At 61.1% G+C, this 17,400-nt stretch carries 12 protein-coding genes and 2 pseudogenes; 3 read left to right on the forward strand and 11 right to left on the reverse strand.

Annotated elements, in window-relative coordinates:
- Positions 1-3: 3 nt before the first annotated feature.
- On the reverse strand, positions 4-870 hold the full coding sequence (locus tag ACFQT0_RS11780) for a stage II sporulation protein M (RefSeq protein ID WP_380202944.1): 867 nt from the start codon (positions 868-870) through the stop codon (positions 4-6).
- A gap of 302 nt (positions 871-1,172) precedes the next feature.
- Between ACFQT0_RS11780 and ACFQT0_RS11785 the strand changes: the two genes are divergently transcribed.
- Together ACFQT0_RS11785 and ACFQT0_RS11790 are read left to right on the forward strand one after the other, a co-directional pair.
- The gene (locus ACFQT0_RS11785) at positions 1,173-1,523 is read left to right on the forward strand and encodes an RDD family protein (RefSeq protein ID WP_380202946.1); all 351 of its coding nucleotides are present in this window, start codon (positions 1,173-1,175) and stop codon (positions 1,521-1,523) included.
- A complete protein-coding gene (locus ACFQT0_RS11790) occupies positions 1,442-1,894 on the forward strand; it encodes an RDD family protein (RefSeq protein WP_380202948.1) in 453 nt (150 codons plus the stop codon). Before ACFQT0_RS11785 ends, ACFQT0_RS11790 begins: the two co-directional genes overlap by 82 nt.
- Positions 1,895-1,965: 71 nt before the next feature.
- Here ACFQT0_RS11790 and ACFQT0_RS11795 read toward each other — a convergent pair whose 3' ends face one another.
- The 5 genes from ACFQT0_RS11795 to ACFQT0_RS11815 form a co-directional block, all read right to left on the reverse strand.
- Positions 1,966-2,685 (reverse strand): DUF4394 domain-containing protein, encoded by a 720-nt coding sequence (locus ACFQT0_RS11795; protein WP_380202950.1) that lies wholly within the window; start codon positions 2,683-2,685, stop codon positions 1,966-1,968.
- Positions 2,630-3,961 carry a DUF4394 domain-containing protein gene (locus ACFQT0_RS11800; RefSeq protein WP_380202952.1) on the reverse strand — a complete coding sequence of 444 codons (1,332 nt, stop codon included), beginning with the start codon at positions 3,959-3,961 and terminating at the stop codon, positions 2,630-2,632. Before ACFQT0_RS11800 ends, ACFQT0_RS11795 begins: the two co-directional genes overlap by 56 nt.
- A 369-nt stretch (positions 3,962-4,330) precedes the next feature.
- On the reverse strand, positions 4,331-5,836 hold the full coding sequence (locus ACFQT0_RS11805) for a RagB/SusD family nutrient uptake outer membrane protein (RefSeq protein WP_380202954.1): 1,506 nt from the start codon (positions 5,834-5,836) through the stop codon (positions 4,331-4,333).
- A gap of 20 nt (positions 5,837-5,856) precedes the next feature.
- Positions 5,857-8,988, reverse strand: coding sequence for a SusC/RagA family TonB-linked outer membrane protein (locus tag ACFQT0_RS11810; protein ID WP_380202956.1), 3,132 nt, complete (start codon positions 8,986-8,988; stop codon positions 5,857-5,859).
- Positions 8,989-9,451: 463 nt separating this feature from the next.
- On the reverse strand, positions 9,452-10,165 hold the full coding sequence (locus ACFQT0_RS11815) for an SDR family oxidoreductase (RefSeq protein ID WP_380202958.1): 714 nt from the start codon (positions 10,163-10,165) through the stop codon (positions 9,452-9,454).
- A 96-nt stretch (positions 10,166-10,261) separates the two neighbouring features.
- On the opposite strand from ACFQT0_RS11815, the gene ACFQT0_RS11820 reads away from it, so the two are divergent.
- Positions 10,262-10,849 carry a GNAT family N-acetyltransferase gene (locus tag ACFQT0_RS11820; RefSeq protein ID WP_380202960.1) on the forward strand — a complete coding sequence of 196 codons (588 nt, stop codon included), beginning with the start codon at positions 10,262-10,264 and terminating at the stop codon, positions 10,847-10,849.
- 297 nt (positions 10,850-11,146) lie between these two features.
- Here ACFQT0_RS11820 and ACFQT0_RS11825 read toward each other — a convergent pair.
- The 5 genes and pseudogenes from ACFQT0_RS11825 to ACFQT0_RS11845 form a co-directional block, all read right to left on the reverse strand.
- Positions 11,147-12,684: pseudogene (locus ACFQT0_RS11825) on the reverse strand (GNAT family N-acetyltransferase).
- Positions 12,685-13,408: 724 nt separating this feature from the next.
- The gene (locus tag ACFQT0_RS11830) at positions 13,409-14,068 is read right to left on the reverse strand and encodes a CoA transferase subunit B (protein WP_380202962.1); all 660 of its coding nucleotides are present in this window, start codon (positions 14,066-14,068) and stop codon (positions 13,409-13,411) included.
- A gap of 2 nt (positions 14,069-14,070) precedes the next feature.
- The gene (locus ACFQT0_RS11835; protein WP_380202964.1) at positions 14,071-15,546 is read right to left on the reverse strand and encodes a serine hydrolase domain-containing protein; all 1,476 of its coding nucleotides are present in this window, start codon (positions 15,544-15,546) and stop codon (positions 14,071-14,073) included.
- A 244-nt stretch (positions 15,547-15,790) separates the two neighbouring features.
- Positions 15,791-16,488: pseudogene (locus ACFQT0_RS11840) on the reverse strand (CoA transferase subunit A).
- Entirely contained in the window at positions 16,478-17,398 is a 921-nt protein-coding gene (locus tag ACFQT0_RS11845) for a hypothetical protein (RefSeq protein ID WP_380202966.1), read from the reverse strand. Before ACFQT0_RS11845 ends, ACFQT0_RS11840 begins: the two are co-directional and overlap by 11 nt.
- Positions 17,399-17,400: the final 2 nt, after the last annotated feature.

Below are 17,400 nucleotides of genomic sequence, written 5' to 3' on the forward strand. Positions count from 1 at the left end.
AAATTAAGACCGAACGGATACCGCCGGGGCTGCGCGCCGCAGCTGCCGCGGGTACCACACAAAATACCAGAAAATGAAGGCCGCCGACCCGCCAATGATAGCCAGGCTGGCCGCTACGGGCATCTCGGTGTGGCGCGTTACGAAGCTTTCGAGAAAGCCGGCGAGGATGAAAATGGGCACCAGCCCCATAGCCAGCTTGCCGCCCTCGCGCGCGGCGTGCCGGAAGGCTTCGGCCCGGCTGTGCGTGCCCGGAAACAGGAAGCCCCGCGCCATGACAAAACCCGCACCGCCGGCCAGCACAATGGAGGAGATTTCGAGCGTGCCGTGTATCCAGATGGTGAGCACCGAGGCCTTGAGCACGTGCTGCTGGTAGAAGAAGTACTGGAAAGCGCCCAGCATCAGGCCGTTGGAAAACAGCATGTAGCCCGTGCCCACGCCCAGCGTGATGCCCATGGCAAAAGTGAGCAGCGCCACCCGAATGTTGTTGAAGGTGATTTGCAGAAACATCGACGTGGAGTCAGCGCTCTTGTAGATGGCCATGGGGTCGCCGCGCCGGATGTTCTCCAGGGTGCGGTTCACGTAATCGTCGCCGAGGATGGACCGCACAAAGGTGTCGTCGTATGCCGCCGAGAGCGCGCCCAGGGCCGTGCACAGCGCAAAAAATGCCAGCGCCCAGCCCAGCACCACGTGGTGGCGGCCCACCACCAAGGGCAGCTCGCGCACCCAGAAGTGGCCGAAGCGCCCGCGGGCCTCCGACTTGTTCTTGTAGATGGCCTGGTGCAGCTTGCCGGTGAGGGCGTTGAGGTAGGCCGTGGTCGGCGATTCGGGGTAGAAGGTTTGGGCGTAGGCCAGGTCGTCGGTGAGGGCCACAAACCGGGCGGCCAGGCTCGTCGGGATTGGCCGCCGGCGTGGTTTCGTACTGCTGCCAGCGGGCCTGGTTTTGCCGCAGGAAAAGAGCTTCGCGCATGGGGCGTGGTTAGGGCCTTAAAGGTAGCGAGCCGCACCCAAGTCCGGGCCTGACGGTGGCAGCTGGGCGGGAGCGGTTGTTAGCTCAATAATTCACCTGCCCCGGCGGTGCCCGCCGCGTTGGCTCAACGGCGCGGAAAGGCCGGCCCCGGCGTATTTTCGACGCTGGTTGCCTACCCGGCCCTTTTCCTCCCCGCCCCAGGCTCATGAGTACGATTCGCATCCACACCACCCAGAACGTCAGCCTCGAGTATGAGATTGCCAGCGTCGGCGACCGTATTGTGGCCGCCCTCATCGACTACGGGCTGTACATCACCTGGTTTATTGCCTGGAGCGTACTCAACCGGCAGCTCCACATTGCGGGCGATGGCAAGGTGGGCTTCTACCTCATTCTGCTGCCCACCACGTTTTACTTTTTGGTCAGCGAAGTGTTTTTCAATGGCCAGACGATAGGCAAAAAGCCCGCCACCTGCGCGTGGTGCGCCTCGATGGCACCCGGGCCAGCGTGGGCGACTACGTGTTGCGCTGGCTGCTGCGGCCCATCGAAATCATCATGACCATGGGCGCGCTGGCGATGGTCACCATTCTGCTCAACGGCCGGGGCCAGCGCCTCGGCGACCTGGCCGCGGGCACCGTCGTCATCAGCCTCAAAAAACGGCCCGACCACAGCACACCCCTGGCAGCCGACATGGTGGCCCACGCCGACTACCAGCCCGTATTTGCCCAGGCCGCCGCCTTGTCCGACCACGACGTCGCCCTTATCCGCAAGCTCCTGTTCCACGGCTCGAAGCAGGAAAATTATGTGCTAATCAACGAGGTAGCCAACAAAGTAAAAGCCATCACCGGCATCAGTACCGACCTGCAGGACAGCGCGTTTCTCAAGACCGTGCTGCGCGACCACGCGCATCTATCCTCCAGCGGAAGCTAGGCGCCAGTGCTTCGCATAGAAAAGGCCGCCGTGAACGTTCACGGCGGCCTTTTCTATGCGAAGCTTTCTAGCTATTCAATCACTACCTGGCGGGTGGCAGCTGGCTGGCCATTCACCACGAGCCGCACGAAGTACAAGCCCGCTTTCAGGTTGCCGGCGTTCCAGGACAAGGCCTGCGGGCCCGTGGGCAGCATTCCGGCGGCCTGGGTGGCCACCCGGCGCCCCGTGGCGTCGAACACGCCCAGCTCTACGCGGCTGGCCCGGGCCAACGTGAACGTGAGGCGGGCGCTTCCCCGGGCAGGGTTGGGGTAGAGGCCGAAGCCCGAGGCCAGGTCGGCGCGCTCGCGCACGGCGGTGGCCACACCGGTGCCGCTGGCCACCGTAATGTCGCGGGCCGCGATGCCATTGCCGATGGCGCCCACCAGCGTGGCGGCGCCCGTGGTCAGGTTCACGGTGTACAGGCTGGTGTTGGCGGCCGTGCCAGTGTTGGCCACTAGGTAGGCCGTGTTGGTTCCTGCGGCCGGGGAATAAATATCCAGGTCCACGTTGGGCGTGGTCGTATTCACCGCGATGCCGGTGGCTCCCGTGGTGTTCAGGGTACCGTTGTTGGGCGGGTTTTGCGTGGTGAGAATGTTCAGGCTCAGGTCATAGTTGTAGAGCGCAGTAGTGGCGGCGGTAGCCCCCGATACGCTGTTGGTGTAGGCCACGGCGCCAATGTTGGGGGTGGCGGCGCTGTTAGCGTCGGTGGTGGCGTAGGCCAGCCTGGGTGTCGGTGGCGGCCACGGTGCCATCGACAGGGTTGAGGCGCACGTTCAGGCGGTTGCTGCTGGTCACGCGTATGCGGTCCACGGTGGGGTTAAAGTCAAAGCCCACCTTGCCCGTGCCCAAGGCCAGGGCAATGGGCGTGGCGTTTACGGCTGCCGCGGCTCCGGTCTGCGAGTTGATGGTGTACAGCTGGTAGCTTTGCGCCGTGGCGTTGTAGCCCAGGGCATAGAGCGAGTTGGTAGTGGGGCGAATGTCCATGCCCACCACCGCCTGGGTCGCATCAACCCCGGTAATGCCCACGGAGGTGCGAATGAGGCCTGGTTGGGCCGTGTCGAAGGTCAGCAGGTTGGTGCCGGCCAGCGCGTAAGCCAAATTGCCGGTTACGGCCGGCAGCGTGGCCGGGCGGTCGATGGCAAAGGAGATATCCGTGACGGCCACCAGCGGGCCGGTGCCCAGCGCGCCCACTGCGGTCGCAGCGCCCGTCTGCAAATTCACCGTGTAGAGCGTCGAAGTAGCGGCGGCAGCGCTGGTAGAAATAGCGCTGACCAAGTACGCCACGTTGGCGCCGGTAGTCGGGTTAAAGTAGATATCAAGGTCAGACGCCTGGCTGACGCCGTTGGTGGCCACCCCCAAAGGGCCCACGGTGTTCAGGGTGCCGTTGTTGGGCGGGTTTTGCGTTACCAGCCGGCTGTTGCTTTCGTCAAGATTGTACAGCGTGGTGGCGGTGGAGCCAATGTAGCTGTTGGTATAGGCCGAAGAGCCAATTCCAGGCGTCTGCCCAGTGTTAACATCGGTGGTAGCATAAGCCAATGCTCCATCGGTGGCGGCCAGGGCGCCGTTGTTGGGGTTGAGCCGGAAGTTGGTGCCGGCCGCACTCGTGACCCGAATGCGGTCCACGGTCGGGTTGAAGTCGAAGCCAATGCGCGAAGTACCCGTTCCCAGGTTGAGCGTGAGGGCGGGGCCGGCCGCTGTCAGCACACCCGTCGTGCGGTTCACAATGTACACCTGGGCCTGCGTGCCGGTGGGGTCGTACCCCAGCGCAAACAGCTGGCCGGTATTGGGTCGTACGTCGATGCCGACAATGGCTTGGCCGGCCGTGAAACCCGTCAGCGGTACCGTGGCCGTAAACGTGCCCGGCATAGCCGTGTCAAACGTAACCAGGCTCGAAACGGCCGGGCTGCTGGTGATGGACAGCCCGTACACGGTCTGGGCATGAGCCGCGCTAGCGGAGAGGCCCAGTGTGGCTAGCCCCAGCAGGGAACCGCAAAGGGTAGAGGCGCGAGAAGTAGATTTTGAGCGCATGAGAAAGAAGTGTTAGTAAAGTGTCGTGAAGCGTTGAATCCTGACCGCAGTTAGTCATCAATGTTACGAGGTTGCACTTCCTTCCGGATTGCTTTAATGTCCTTTTAATGTGCTGATAATAAAGGATAAGTTAGTCGTTCGAAATGCCTAGTGATAAAAGACGTTTTCTTTCCAAAAACCACCTCTTTTACCATTTAATAGACATGGCGGGGTAGGGATTTGACCCATCCGGCGGAGTTGTGGAGCGGCCCTTTCCACGCGGGCACTAAGGACAGCAAATCCAGGAAGCTTAGCACGTGGTCCAAAACGCAAAAGCGGCTTGCCCAAATTGGGCAAGCCGCTTTTTATTCCGCAGTATGACCGAAGTCCTTAGTTGCGGGTCATCAGCTTGTTGGTCGCCAGCTCCGTGAAGGGGATGGGCCACACATAGTTCATATCGGTTGGATTGACGGCCGAAATGGAGCCTTTACCGGGAATGGGAGCGTTGAGACGCATGATATCGATGTTGCGAATGCCTTCGCCCAAAAACTCGATGCGCCGCTCCAGCAGGATGGCATCAACAAGGGCCGTGGCCGAGGTCAAGCCCGCGGCGGTGTACACCCCGGCAGCATTGGAGCGGCCGCGCACAGCATTCAGCAGCAACAGGGCCTGCGGGTCGACGCCGCTGGTGGTGCGCGCCCGGGCCTCGGCCAGGTTCAGCATTACTTCCGCATAGCGAATCACCGGGGCCTTGTCGGTGTAGGGAGCGGGCGCTCCGGTGGGGTACTTCTTCAGGTACGACTCGGTGCCCGATACCAGCACGAAGCTGGTGCGGCGGGCGTCGGTGGCAGCCCAGGCCGCGTTGCTCAGAATGCCGCCGGCCCCGGAGTTCAGCGAGTACTCGCCATTGCCGCCGCCGTTCTGGGGCAGGTAGTAGTAGGCCGCCTGGTTTTGGGTGCCGGGCTGGTCCTGCGACGTGAAGGGGAAAGACAAGATGCTTTCCGTGGTTTCCTGCGTGCCCGTAAACACGGCAGCTACGGAGGCATTCAGGGCGTTGGGCACGCCGGTTGGAGCCACGAACGGCCCCACAGCCGGCACCAGTTTGTTGGCCTCCCGTATCACGTCGTCGTACTTGGCCATGCTCAGGTACACCCGCGTTTTCAGCGCAATGGCCGTGTTGCGGTGCGCCCGGGTCACGTTCAGGGTAGCCGAGCCGTTGTTCAGCGGCAGGTTCTTTTCAGCAAAGTCCAGGTCTTCGAGGATTTGCTTGTACACGTCGCCCACCGAGCTGCGCGCCAGGTCGTTTCCCTTATCGTCCTTTTGGCCATTCAGGCGCAGCGGCAAGCCGGGCTTGCTGCCGTTGCCGTCCACGTAGGGCCGGGCGTACAGCTGCAGCAGCGAGTAGTAGCACAGCGCCCGCAGCAGCCGGCCCTCGCCCCGGTAGTTGCTGGCCTTAGCGGCATAATTGGCGGGAAACGTCGGCGCTATAAACTTGGATTCGTTGGCGTCGAGCCCGTCGAGGAACACGTTGATTTGGTTGATGGCCTGATAGCCGGCACCCCAGGTGTTGATGACGTCGTTCTGCGACGTTTCGGTGAGCGTGTGGTTCCAGACACCCGTGCCGGTTACGCCGTTCGACCGCAGGTTGATGAAGTCGTTGGCCCGGATGTCGTTGTAAATCTGGAAGCGGCCACCCAGAAAAGTGCCCGACTTTACGTAGGCGTACATGTTGTTGGCCTGCAGCTCGATACGGGCAGGCGAGCTGAATACCACCTGGTCAGAAAACAGAATCTCGGGCTTCGGGTCCAGCTTGTCGGGCTGGCAGGCTACGATGCCCATCGCCAGAAAAGAGCAGCACACCGCGATGGCCACTTTGTTGGTTATCGATATATTCATGGGGGATTGAAGCAAGGAGGTTAGAAGCCGATGTTGAAGCCCACGGTGTAGGTGCGGGCCTGGCCCACCGAGTTGCGGTCGACGCCGGCGCCGGTGTTATTGGCTCCGTTGGTGGAAATCTCCGGGTCGATGCCCGAGTACTTGGTCAGCAGGGCGGCGTTTTGCACCTGCACGTAAATCCGGGCGTTGGCCACCTTCACGCGCTCCAGCAGGGGCTGGGCGATGGAATAGCCCAACGACACCTGCCGCAAGCGGGCGAAGTCGCCTTTCTCCACGTTCGACGACATCACCAGGGCCGAGCCGTTCGAGACGTTGTCGGTGTACACCACCCGCGGCCACTTGGCGTTGGTGTTGGTTTCGGTCCAGCGGTCCATGATGTCCACTTCGTTGTTCCAGAAGCGCTGGTCGTGCAGGCCGGACTTCGTGCCGTTGTAGATGTAATTGCCGCCCGAGAACTGCACGAACAAGCCCAGGTCGAGGCCTTTGTAGCGGAACGTGTTATCGAAGCCGCCGTAGAAGGTGGGCAGTACGGGGCCGTAGTACACGCCGTCGGTTAGCTGGTTGGGGGCTGCGGTCGGCTTGCCGTCGGCCACGTTGGTCCAGCCCAGGCCCGAGTGGTTGTATTGAGCCACCGTGCCGTCGGCTTTCTGAATCATGCGCTGTCCGTTGGCGGGGTTCACGCCCAACGACTTCACAGCCAGGATTTGACCGGCCGAGTTGCCCACCTGGGTAAAGTTGGCGGTTTCGAGGCCGCCCGTCGAGGTTGGCAGGCGCTGGCCTTCGGTGGCCAAGCTCAGCACCCGGTTTTTGAGCGTCGTCACGTTGCCGCTCACCGTCCAGTTGAAGGCCTTGTCCTGGAAGGCGTTGTAGGTGAGGTTGAGCTCCACGCCGGTGTTGCGCATCGAGCCCACGTTGCCCAGGATTCGGTCAAGCGGAATACCTTTCGAGGGTGCCTGGGGCACACTCAGAATCAGGCCGTCCACGAGGTTGTTGTAGTAGGAGAAGTCGCCGCGCAGGCGGTCCTGCAGAAAACCAAACGAGGCTCCTATGTCAGACTTCCTGCTCACTTCCCACGCCAGGTTGGGGTTGCCGGCGTTGCTGAAGTACAGGGTGGAGTTGGCCCCGTAGAAACCCGAGGCATAGGTATTCAGCGACACAAAGTCGTCGATGCCCTGGTTGTTGCCGACTTTGCCGAAGCTGCCCGTAATCTTAAGCAGCGAGAAGGCCTGGGCAAATGCCGCGTTCTTCCAGAAGCCTTCCTCCGACACCACGTAGCCGAGCGAGGCGCCGTAGAAGTTGCCGTACTTCTTGGCAAAAGCCGAATAGCCGTCGCGGCGCACGTTCACGGTAGCCAGGTACTTGCGGTCGAAGTTGTAGTTCAGGCGGCCGAAAAACGACACCAGGTAGTTGGCGCCCTGGAAGTTGCCCGACGGGGTGATGGTGGTGAAGTTGCCCTGAAATGTGGTGAAGAACGGGTCGGCTACCCCGGTGCGCACGGCGCCCCAGCGCTGCACGTTGGTGGTTTGCTGCTCGTTGCCCAGCAGGAGCGAAAAGTTGTGCTTTTCGTTAAAGCTGCGGTCGTACTGCGCCGTGTTCTGCCAGTTCGTGCGCTTGTTGGTGCGGTAGTAGTTGTCGGCTTCGCCGCCGGGGTTGCTCAGGGTGCCGGCCAGCGAGGTGTAGAAGGCCTGGTCTTCAAAAGCGATGTTGTTGATGCCGTACTGCGTGCGCAGGTTCAGGCCCTTGATAACTTCCCAATCGGCCGATACGCTGCCCTGGATTTCGCTGCCATCCGAATTAAATCGGTTGCCAGCCAGGTCTACCACCGGGTTGATGAAGCCAATCACGAAGGGACCGCCCGTCGCGGGGTTGATGTTGGGTCCTGCCCCGATGCTGGGGCCGCTGGCGTTGGGGGTGCCGTCGGGGTTGTAGGGGGCCAGGTTGGGCGGCAGCAGGATGGGCACGCGGCCCAGGCCGGCCGAGCCGAAGGAGTTGTCGCCCACCGAGCCCGTGTTGGGCGAGGAGTTGTGCGTGTTGGAGTAGCCCACGCGCATGCCCACGCTGAAGTTGCTGAACACTTTGTGGTCGACGTTCAGGCGGGCCGAAACGCGCTGAAAGGCGTTGTTCACAATCATGCCCTTCTGGTCGGTGTAGCCCACCGACGAGTAAAACGTGGTTTTCTCCGTGCCGCCCGAAAAATTCAGGTTGTGCGACTGCGCGAAGCCCGTGCGGTAGATGTAGTCGTACCAGCGGGTGTCGGCGCTGACGCCGTTGGCATCGGTCAGCTTAAAGCCTTCCACGTTGGTGGCCGCCGCGCCCACCGACTTGCGGTTGGCGTTCAAGTTGCGCACGGCTTCGTTCTTGATGGTAACGTAGTCCTGCGCGCCCAGCACCTCGTACAGGCGCACGGGCTTCGACCAGCCCACCCAGGTGTCGTAGCTGAGGTGGCTTTGGCCTCTGCGGCCTTTTTTGGTCGTTACCAGGATAACGCCGCCGGCCGCGCGCGAGCCGTAGATGGCCGTGGCCGAGGCGTCTTTCAGCACGTCCATGCTTTCGATGTCGGCCGGGTTCAGGTTGCTGAGCGGGTTGTTGGGCACGCTGCCCACCGCCGAGGAGTTGCCGCTGAACGCGGGAATGCCGTCGATAACGATGAGCGGGCCCGAGCTCAGGCTGATGGAGTTCACGCCGCGGATGCGGATTACGGGCGGGTTGTTCAGCACGCCGTTGGGAGTAGTGATGTTCACGCCCGAAGCCCGGCCCTGCAAGGCCTGGTCGAAGCTTTGCACCGGCGCCGTGGCGATTTGCTTGCCGCTCACGGAGGCGACGCTGCCCGTCAGGTCGCGGCGCGCCTGGGTGCCGTAGCCCACCACCACCACCTCGTCGAGGCCGGTGGTGTTCACCTTCAGGGTCACGTTGATGGTGGACTGGTCGCCGATGGCCACTTCCTTGCTGTCGTAGCCGACAAAGGAAAACACCAGCGCTTTGGCCGTTTCCGGAACCGACAGCGTGTACTTGCCGTCGGCATCGGTGGAGGTGCCCTGGCTTCCACCTTTCACAATCACGGTGGCCCCGGGTATCGAGGCTCCATCAGAGCCCGCTACCGCCCCAGAAACCGTCCGGCTCTGTGCTTGCAGGTCATGCGCCGCAAAGGCCATGACCAGCGAAAGAAATAACAGTAAAACTCTTCTCATGTGGTTGCTTTTTAATTGAGTGGTGAGTGAACTTATGATGCTAATGTAGTGGCAGTAACAGCACAACGGTGTTGTGAGTCAAGAAATAAAATGCCTGAATAAAAGCCTTGTTTAGATAAGATTATGACAAACAGATAATTGAAATAATCGTAATTCAGCTATGTACTGTGGTTATCAAAGGGTGAAAATGGCATTCAGCGAGGGCAGCTGCGGGTCATTAAACCTTCATTCGATGGATGCAGCCCTAAGATAGGTTGCGTTTTACCGCCACCGTAGGTGCCGGCGAAGTTCCAATGCATTAATGCCTTAGCAGCAGTATTGGCCCCTGGTTAAATAAAGGCACAAAAAAGCGGGTCCTTCCGGTGATACCTCAACCGGAAGGACCCGCAGACTTGATGGGGACGTGCTCTGAAGTAGACGCCCGGGCCTACCAGGGCACGGGCTGGCCCTGCCAGGTTACGAAGCTGCCGTTTTCTTCGGCGTGCAGCTGCTCGGCGAGGCGAATGATGCCGCGGGCCGAGTCGGCGGGTTCCTGGGTGGCGTGGTCGCCGCCCATCTCGGTGCGCATCCAGCCCGGGTCCACCAGCACCGAAATCAGGCCCATGTGCCCAATTTCGGCGGCCAGGCTGCGCATGTACATGTTCAGGGCCGCTTTGCTGGCGCTGTAGTGGTAAGGGTCGCCGGTGGCCTTCCAGGTGAGGGAGCCCTGGCCCGACGAAATGCTCAGGATGCGGCCCTTGCGCCCGGCGCGCAGCAGCGGCAGCAGCGCCTGCGACACCAGCAGCGGCCCAATGGCATTCACTTGCATGGTCTCGATGGCGTCGTCGTGGGTGAGCTGGCCCAGGCGCTGGTGGGCATCGCCGGAGCCCGCGTGCGGGTATACCCCGGCGTTGTTTATCAGCACGTCGAGGGCGTCGGTGTTGTCGCTCACGGTCTTTGCCGCGGCGGCGATGGAGGCGGCATTGGTCACATCCAGGGGCAGCAGCACGAGGCGGTCGGCGTACTGCTGGTGCAGCTGCTGGAGCTCGGTGGCTTCGGCCGGGTTGCGGCTGGCGGCAAACACTTGGTCGCCGCGCTCCAGGTATTGGCGGGTTAGCTCGAGGCCCAGGCCCCGGTTGGCTCCGGTGATGAAAGCGCGCATGTTTTTTAAGGAAGAATGAGAAGCAGAAAGTGAGTTTAGGGCTGCAGTTTACGCACAAAAGCTTATCTGAAACCCATTGACCGAACCCCAACGCTTTTGCAGATACACCGCTTGGTGGTGTGCTTTGCCAGCTCAACTGTTTACTGCCGACATCCCATGCAAGTTGTCATCTCCGAACTCAACGCCGCCGATGCGCGCCTGCGGCTGCCCGCGTTAGTTGAGCTATTACAGGATGCCGTCGACTCGGGCGCTTCGCTTGGCTTCTTGGCCCCGCTCGCTTATGCCGAAGCCGAACAATATTGGGCTGGCGTGGCCGAAGCCGTGGCGGCCGGGCACCGCAGGCTACTGGTGGCTCAACACCCCACCAACCATGAACCGCTGGCCACCGTGCAGCTGGACCTGGCCACCAAGCCCAATGCCCCGCATCGGGCCGAAGTAATGAAGCTGCTGGTGCACACCAAGGCGCGTCGGCAAGGCCTTGGCCGGCAGTTGCTGGTGGCCTTAGAGCAACTGGCGCAGCAGCCTGGGCCGCACCACGCTCGTGCTGGATACGCGGGAGGGCGACGTGTCGGAGCAGCTTTACCAGCGCATGCAGTACCAGCGGGCGGGCATCATTCCGGCCTACGTCAAAAACGAGGCAGGCGAGTTGCAGGCCACGGTGGTGTACTACAAGCTGCTGTCTGAAGCTTCTGCAGTAGCTCAATAAAGCCCGTTAGAAAAGGAAACAACAATAAGACGGTCATGCAGAGCGGAGCCGAAGGAACCTCACCCCCGGCCCCTCTCCCCAGGAGAGGGGAGCCTCATGGTAATCAAGCAGAAAGCCCCAACTCAATTGAGCCGGGGCTTTCTAATTTTAAAGGTTGAGCCAGAGCTTGTGCCGTGGCTCCCCTCTCCTGGGGAGAGGGGCCGGGGGTGAGGTTCCACTGCTGAGCAGACTTTTCTCTTTCGAAAAGGCTGCTGCTATTGCATTAGCCCAGGTGCTTACCCGGCGGCAATGGCCTTGCGGCGGCTTACGCGCGGCGTCCGGTCTGCGCCTTGTTCCAGCAGCTCTTCGTCGCGCTCGTTCTTCTTTATTGTCCAGCTCAACGAGTACAGGTCGTGGCGTCGGTCGCGCAGGTTACGCACGGCACCACTGGTGTTCAGGTCCTTGAGCAGGTCCAGGTCGAGGTCGGCGATGAGGGTCATCTCCGTGTTGGGCGTGGCCTCGGCCACGATGGCGTCGTGCGGGAAGGCGAAGTCTGAGGGGCTGAACACGGCACTCTGCGAGTACTGAATGTCCATGTTCTCGACGCGCGGCAGGTTGCCCACCGAGCCGGTGATGGCCACGTAGCACTCGTTTTCGATGGCCCGGGCTTGGGCGCAAATGCGCACGCGCTGGTAGGCGTTTTTGGTGTCGGTCCAGAACGGCACGAACAGGATTTTCACGCCTTCCTCGCTCAGCATGCGGGCCACTCGGGGAACTCCACGTCGTAGCACACCAGAATGCCGATTTTGCCGAAGTCGGTGTCGAAGCACTTGAGCTTGTCGCCGCCGCGCATGCCCCAGTAGCTCGCCTCGTCGGGCGTGACGTGCAGCTTGTACTGCTCGTCCACGGTGCCGTCGCGGCGGCAGAGGTAGGCCACGTTGTGCAGCTTTTCGTTCTCGTACACCGGCATCGAGCCGGCCACGATGTTGATGTTGTAGCTCACTGCCAGCTCCATCATCTTGGCCTTGATGGGCTCGGTGAACGCCGCCATGGCCCGGATGGCCACCGCCGGCGAGTCCTCGTTGGTGAGGGCCATGAGCGGGGCATTGAAAAACTCCGGAAACATCACGCAGTCCGACTTGTAGCCGCTTACGGTGTCGACGAAGAACTCAATCTGCTGCAGCAAGTCTTCCAGGCTGCGGGTGGCGCGCATCTGCCACTGCACAATGCCGATGCGCACGTTGGATTTGGTGTTGCCGATAAGCTTTTCCTCTTCCTCGTAGTACACGTTAATCCACTCGAGCAGCGTGGCGAAGGCCTTGCTTTCGGAGTCGTAGGGCAGGTAGCCGCGGATGATTTTGCGCACGTGAAACTCGTTCGAGAGCTGGAACGTGAGGATGGGGTCTACCACTTCCTTGTTGCGCACCATTTCCACGTACTTGGCCGGGGTCATCTCGTTGGCGTAGGCGGCGTAGCCGGGAATGCGGCCGCCGGCCACCATGGCGCGCAGGTTCAGGTTCTCGCACAGCTCCTTGCGGGCGTCGTAGAGGCGGCGGCCCAGGCGCAGCGAGCGGTACTCGGGGTCCACGAATACGTCGACGCCGTAGAGGGTGTCACCGTCGGGGTTGTGGGTGTTGAACTTGCCGTGGCCCGTGATTTTGGCGTAGGTGTGGCGGTCGCCGAAGTCGCTGTACTGCACAATGATGGCCAGAGCCGCGGCCACCAAGGTGCCGTTGTCTTCAATGCCAATCTGGCCTTCGGGAAACTTGCGCAGCAGCGCCGCAAACTCATCGGCCGCCCAGGCGCCTTCCATGTTGGAATACACCTTGTCCATGATTTCCTTCACGGCCTTGAAGTCCGAGCGCCGCAGCGTGCGCAGCACCAGCTTGTGGGCCGGCACGGCGGTAGGCGTGAGGCGCTCCACCGGGGGCTGGGTTTACCTACCTTTTTGGCGTGGGCGCCACCGGGAGAGGTTTTATCGTTAGAAGTGGCAGAAGCGGAGGCTTTGCCGTTTGAAGAAGTGGCCATGTTGGAAATCAGTTGTTGGTAAGTGGTAAGCAGTGGCCGGCGTTCTGCACGCATGCACCACGTCGGCCACCAGACGAATACCAGTTCGTCAAAATTACCCGTTTAAAAAACCGGCGGCAGGGTATGTCAATGGGTAGCTAAACGAAAATCTAGGCAGAACGGTGCAGTTTGAAGGAAAATACTCCCGCATAGCGCGATGCTGAGCTTTTTATGAGCTAAGGATGAAGCAGTGCAGCAAGCAAAAGCGGCTTCAGTTAACTTAATAACTGAAGCCGCTTTTTAGTTGGGCAGGGTTAAAACGGCGGTCTTACTAACGCAGTCGAAGCATCTCTACCATTCCGTCTGTCATGCTGAGGCACGAAGCATCTTCTCCCGGTCCAATGATTAGTCCTGACCTGATAAGATGCTTCGCAGGCTCAGCATGACAGATGATTGAAATGGCATTTCAGGAGAGAAGCCTCGACAGTGCTCAGCATGACCATTCCATCACCTAATTACTCTCTAAGCAGGACATTCCTTAAAAGGCCCGCCTATACGCCTTGCATCTCGGGTACCTCGCCTTCGGGCACCACCAGCTTGCCGGCCGTGGCCGCCTGAATCTGCTCCACGCTCACGCCGGGAGCGCGCTCGCGTAGCACGAAGCCGTCGGGCGTCACGTCGAGCACGGCCAGTTCGGTCACGATTTTTTTCACGCAGTGCAGGCCTGTGATGGGCAGGCTGCATTTCGGCAGCAGCTTGCTCGAGCCGTCGCGGGCCACGTGCTGCATGGCCACAATGATGTTTTTGGCCGAGGCCACGAGGTCCATGGCGCCGCCCATGCCTTTCACCATTTTGCCGGGAATTTTCCAGTTGGCGATGTCGCCGTTCTCCGATACTTCCATGGCGCCGAGGATGGTGAGGTCCACGTGCTCGCCGCGAATCATGCCGAACGAATCGGCCGAAGAGAAGAGGCTGGAGCCGGGCAGAGTGGTCACGGTCTGCTTGCCGGCGTTGATGAGGTCGGGGTCGACCTGGTCTTCGGCGGGGAAGGGGCCCATGCCGAGCAAGCCGTTTTCGGACTGTAGCTCCACGTTGATGCCGGCCGGGATGTAGTTGGCCACTAGGGTGGGAATGCCGATGCCGAGGTTGACGTACGAGCCGTCTTTTACTTCCTGGGCTATTCTTTTGGCGATGCCGTGTTTGTCGAGCATAATTAACTGAACCAGGGATTCGGCCGATTGGCCGGAGGTCGCGGATTTTGTGGGTGGGAAATAGGAGAGGGCAGGAGCTTATTTAGCGCCGGCGGCGCCCGCGGAAGCTGCCGCCGGCAATTTCTGGTCGGGCGCGAAGGATTGGTAAACGGCAGCTTTGAATTTGTCGGCCAGGTCGCGGCTGGTGCTGCTGGGGTATTTCTGGTGTAAATCAGGGCCACCAACTTCTGCTTGGGGTCGACCCAGTACGTGGTGCCGAAAATGCCGCCCCATTCGTAGGACCCTTCCGACAGGCCCGGCTGCTTGGCGGCAGCCACCTCGGCCGTGGTGATGCTGAAGCCCAAGCCGAACTTGTTGTTACCCTGGTTTAGCTCGCCGATGTGGTTTTGGGTAATCAGTACCACGGTGGCGGGCTTGAGCAGACGGTGCCCGTTGTAGGTGCCATTGTTGAGCAGCATTTGCAAAAAGGTCGCGTAGTCGTCGATGGTGGACGACAGGCCCGCACCACCCGAAAAGTACGTGCCCCGCGCCTTGGGGTAGTCGGGCACCATACCGCCCTGGGGCATCATGAACGCAGTTTTCTTAGCGACGCTTTCGGTCCACAGCTCCGCCAGCCGCGCGTGCTTGGCGGCGGGCAAGTAGAAATAGGTGTCGCGCATGTTCAGCGGCTCAAACAGCCGGGCGCGCAGGAACTGGTCCAGCGACTGGCCCGAGAGCACCTCAATCAGGCGACCCAATACGTCCACGCTCAGCCCGTAGGTGAACCGCTCGCCGGGCTGGTGCATCAGCGGCAGCGCCCCCAGGGCATCCATGGAGGCAGCCAGGTTGCCGGCGGGCGTGCCAATGCCGCTCGGAATGTGCGCCTTAGCGTAAATGGCCTTGGCCTCCGCGCTGCCAATTACTGGGTAGCTGATGCCCGAAGTGTGGGTAAACAGCTGCCGGATGGTGATTTCGCCCCGGGCCGGCACGGTGGTGTAAGTCGAGTCCTTCGCGTTGAAAGTCGTCAGCACCTTGGGGGCGCGGAAGGCCGGCAAATACTTCGAAATGGGGTCGTCGAGCTGGAATTTGCCCTCGTCATAGAGCAGCATCAGGCCCACGCTGGTCACGGCCTTGGTTTGGGAAGCAATGCGCACGATGGCGTCGGCTTGTAGGGGCGTTTGGGAGCCCATTTCGTTTACGCCGAAGGCTTTGCGGTAGATTACTTTGCCGTCGCGCATGACCAGCGCAATGGCGCCGGGCACGCGCTTTTCAGCGCGGTATACCACGTTCCCGTCGGACAGAACTTTCGCAATGTCACCGCGCACGCCGGTGTCAGCGGTGTATTCTTGCAAAAGCTGGTCAACGAGCGGCAGGCTGACCGGTTTGGCAGCCGAAACTGCCGCCTTGGCGGGCCGCCGGGCCGCCGGGGCCGCCACCTGGGCAAAGGCGCTGTAGCTGCTGAGCGCCAGCAGTACCGCAAGGGAGGCAGTCTTTTTCATAGGTTAATTAAAAAATAGAACCCTTATGCTGATAAACGAACTGTCATGCTGAGCGTAGTCGAAGCATCTCTGCCTCAATAGTTAACCAATCGTCTGTCATGCTGACGGAGGAAGCATCTTATCACGGCTTAACGATTTGTTCATCTGCCATAAGATGCTTCGCGGGCTCAGCATGACAGACGATTGTGCCAGCTCAACGAAGCGGGCGAGATGCTTCGACTACGCTCAGCATGACGGTCTGGGGTTAACTCTGCCGAACGGTGCGCTGCTCAATGCGCTTTTCGTAGTGCTCGCCCTGGTAGATGCGCTGCACGAAGATGCCCGGCGTATGAATCTGGTTGGGGTCCAGCTCGCCGGCGGGCACCAGCTCTTCTACTTCGGCCACCGTGATTTTGCCGGCCGTGGCCATCATGGGGTTGAAGTTGCGAGCCGTGCCTTTGTAAATCAGGTTGCCGGCCGTGTCGCCCTTCCAAGCTTTCACGAAGGCAAAGTCGGCGATGAGGCCGGTTTCCATGAGGTACATCTTGCCGTTGAACTCGCGGCTTTCCTTGCCTTCACCAACCTCGGTGCCGTAGCCGGCCGGGGTGAAAAACGCCGGAATGCCCGCGCCGCCCGCCCGGCAGCGCTCGGCCAGGGTGCCCTGCGGAATCAACTCTACTTCTAGCTCGCCGCTGAGCAGCTGCCGCTCAAACTCGGCGTTCTCGCCTACGTAGCTGGCAATCATCTTCTTGACCTGCTTGGTTTGCAGCAGCAGGCCGATGCCGAAGTCGTCGACGCCCGCGTTGTTGGAGATGCAGGTAAGGTTTTTACGCCGAGGCGGAGCAGCTCCTGAATGGAGTTTTCGGGGATGCCGCAGAGGCCGAAGCCGCCGAGCATCAGGGTCATGCCATCGGCGATGCCTTGCAGGGCCTCTTGGGAGTTCGAAACGGTTTTATCTATCATGGGTGGGATGGGGTGGAGCCGGGCACGGCGCCGGCGGCAGGTAATTCACGGGTAAAAATTCACCCATTTTTTCGAACCCCCAGTATTCGTCGGTAAATACGCCCAGCGGATTCACCAATTGGCCGTTGGGCTGAATCTCGATTTCGCGGGCCATTAGCATCAATTGCGACACCTGCCGGTCGCGGGGCGGAGCTACGGGCGCCACGCCTATTCTGGCCGCGGGCAACCGGTACAGCGGGTCTGGGGATTCGCGCAAGTAGCTCACCTGCAGGTGGTTGGTATAGCGCAGGAAGACGTGCGCGCCATCGGCCGATACCCGGCGCAGGCTGTCGATGGGCCGTGGCTTGGTGTAGAGTATCGAAAAAGCCGGCGGCTCCTTGCCCCAACGGGCCAGCGAATCGTTTTCGGCGGACGTGAGCACCATGTTGAGCCGGCGTCTTAAAAGCGCGCGACGCAGGCTGTCGGCCTGCGGGAACCGGCGGTTGGGCACAATGCGCAGCCGCTGCGCCAGGAAGCCTTCGGTGGTGACTTGGTTATCATGCACGCTCTTGAGGAAATGGGTGAGCGAGCCGCGGTAGGCCGCCAGCCGATTGGCTTCCCAAAGCCGCTTCTGGCGCTCGTTGCGCGGGGTCATTTCCTCAAATACCGGCTGGCCGTAGAAGCTCACCACGTTCTGCTTGAAGTTCGTGACGAAGCGCAGCCCGTAGTATTTAATGCGGTAGCCCAGGGCCTGGTTGGCGACCTGCACAAACTTGTAGGACGAGGCCGTCAGCTCGTTCTCGGTGGGGTCGAAATCGACCAGCACGTCGTCGGGGTTGCGAATGCGGCACTGGCGCGAAAACGTGGTGCGGCCCAGAAACAGCTCCACGAATTTCTGGTAGTCGCTGGCCCGGTTCGGATTGGGCCGCACTA

The organism is Hymenobacter humi (genome assembly GCF_042665855.1).
Taxonomy (GTDB): Bacteria; Bacteroidota; Bacteroidia; order Cytophagales; family Hymenobacteraceae; genus Hymenobacter; species Hymenobacter humi.

What these genes read in the sequence shown, in the direction of transcription:
- ACFQT0_RS11810 (WP_380202956.1), bottom strand. Translation starts at nt 8,988, where the DNA reads ATGGCCTTTGCGGCGCATGACCTGCAAGCACAGAGCCGGACGGTTTCT.
- ACFQT0_RS11830 (WP_380202962.1), bottom strand. Translation starts at nt 14,068, where the DNA reads ATGCTCGACAAACACGGCATCGCCAAAAGAATAGCCCAGGAAGTAAAA.
- ACFQT0_RS11815 (WP_380202958.1), bottom strand. Translation starts at nt 10,165, where the DNA reads ATGCGCGCTTTCATCACCGGAGCCAACCGGGGCCTGGGCCTCGAGCTA.
- ACFQT0_RS11795 (WP_380202950.1), bottom strand. Translation starts at nt 2,685, where the DNA reads ATGGCACCGTGGCCGCCACCGACACCCAGGCTGGCCTACGCCACCACC.
- ACFQT0_RS11785 (WP_380202946.1), top strand. Translation starts at nt 1,173, where the DNA reads ATGAGTACGATTCGCATCCACACCACCCAGAACGTCAGCCTCGAGTAT.
- ACFQT0_RS11805 (WP_380202954.1), bottom strand. Translation starts at nt 5,836, where the DNA reads ATGAATATATCGATAACCAACAAAGTGGCCATCGCGGTGTGCTGCTCT.
- ACFQT0_RS11835 (WP_380202964.1), bottom strand. Translation starts at nt 15,546, where the DNA reads ATGAAAAAGACTGCCTCCCTTGCGGTACTGCTGGCGCTCAGCAGCTAC.
- ACFQT0_RS11800 (WP_380202952.1), bottom strand. Translation starts at nt 3,961, where the DNA reads ATGCGCTCAAAATCTACTTCTCGCGCCTCTACCCTTTGCGGTTCCCTG.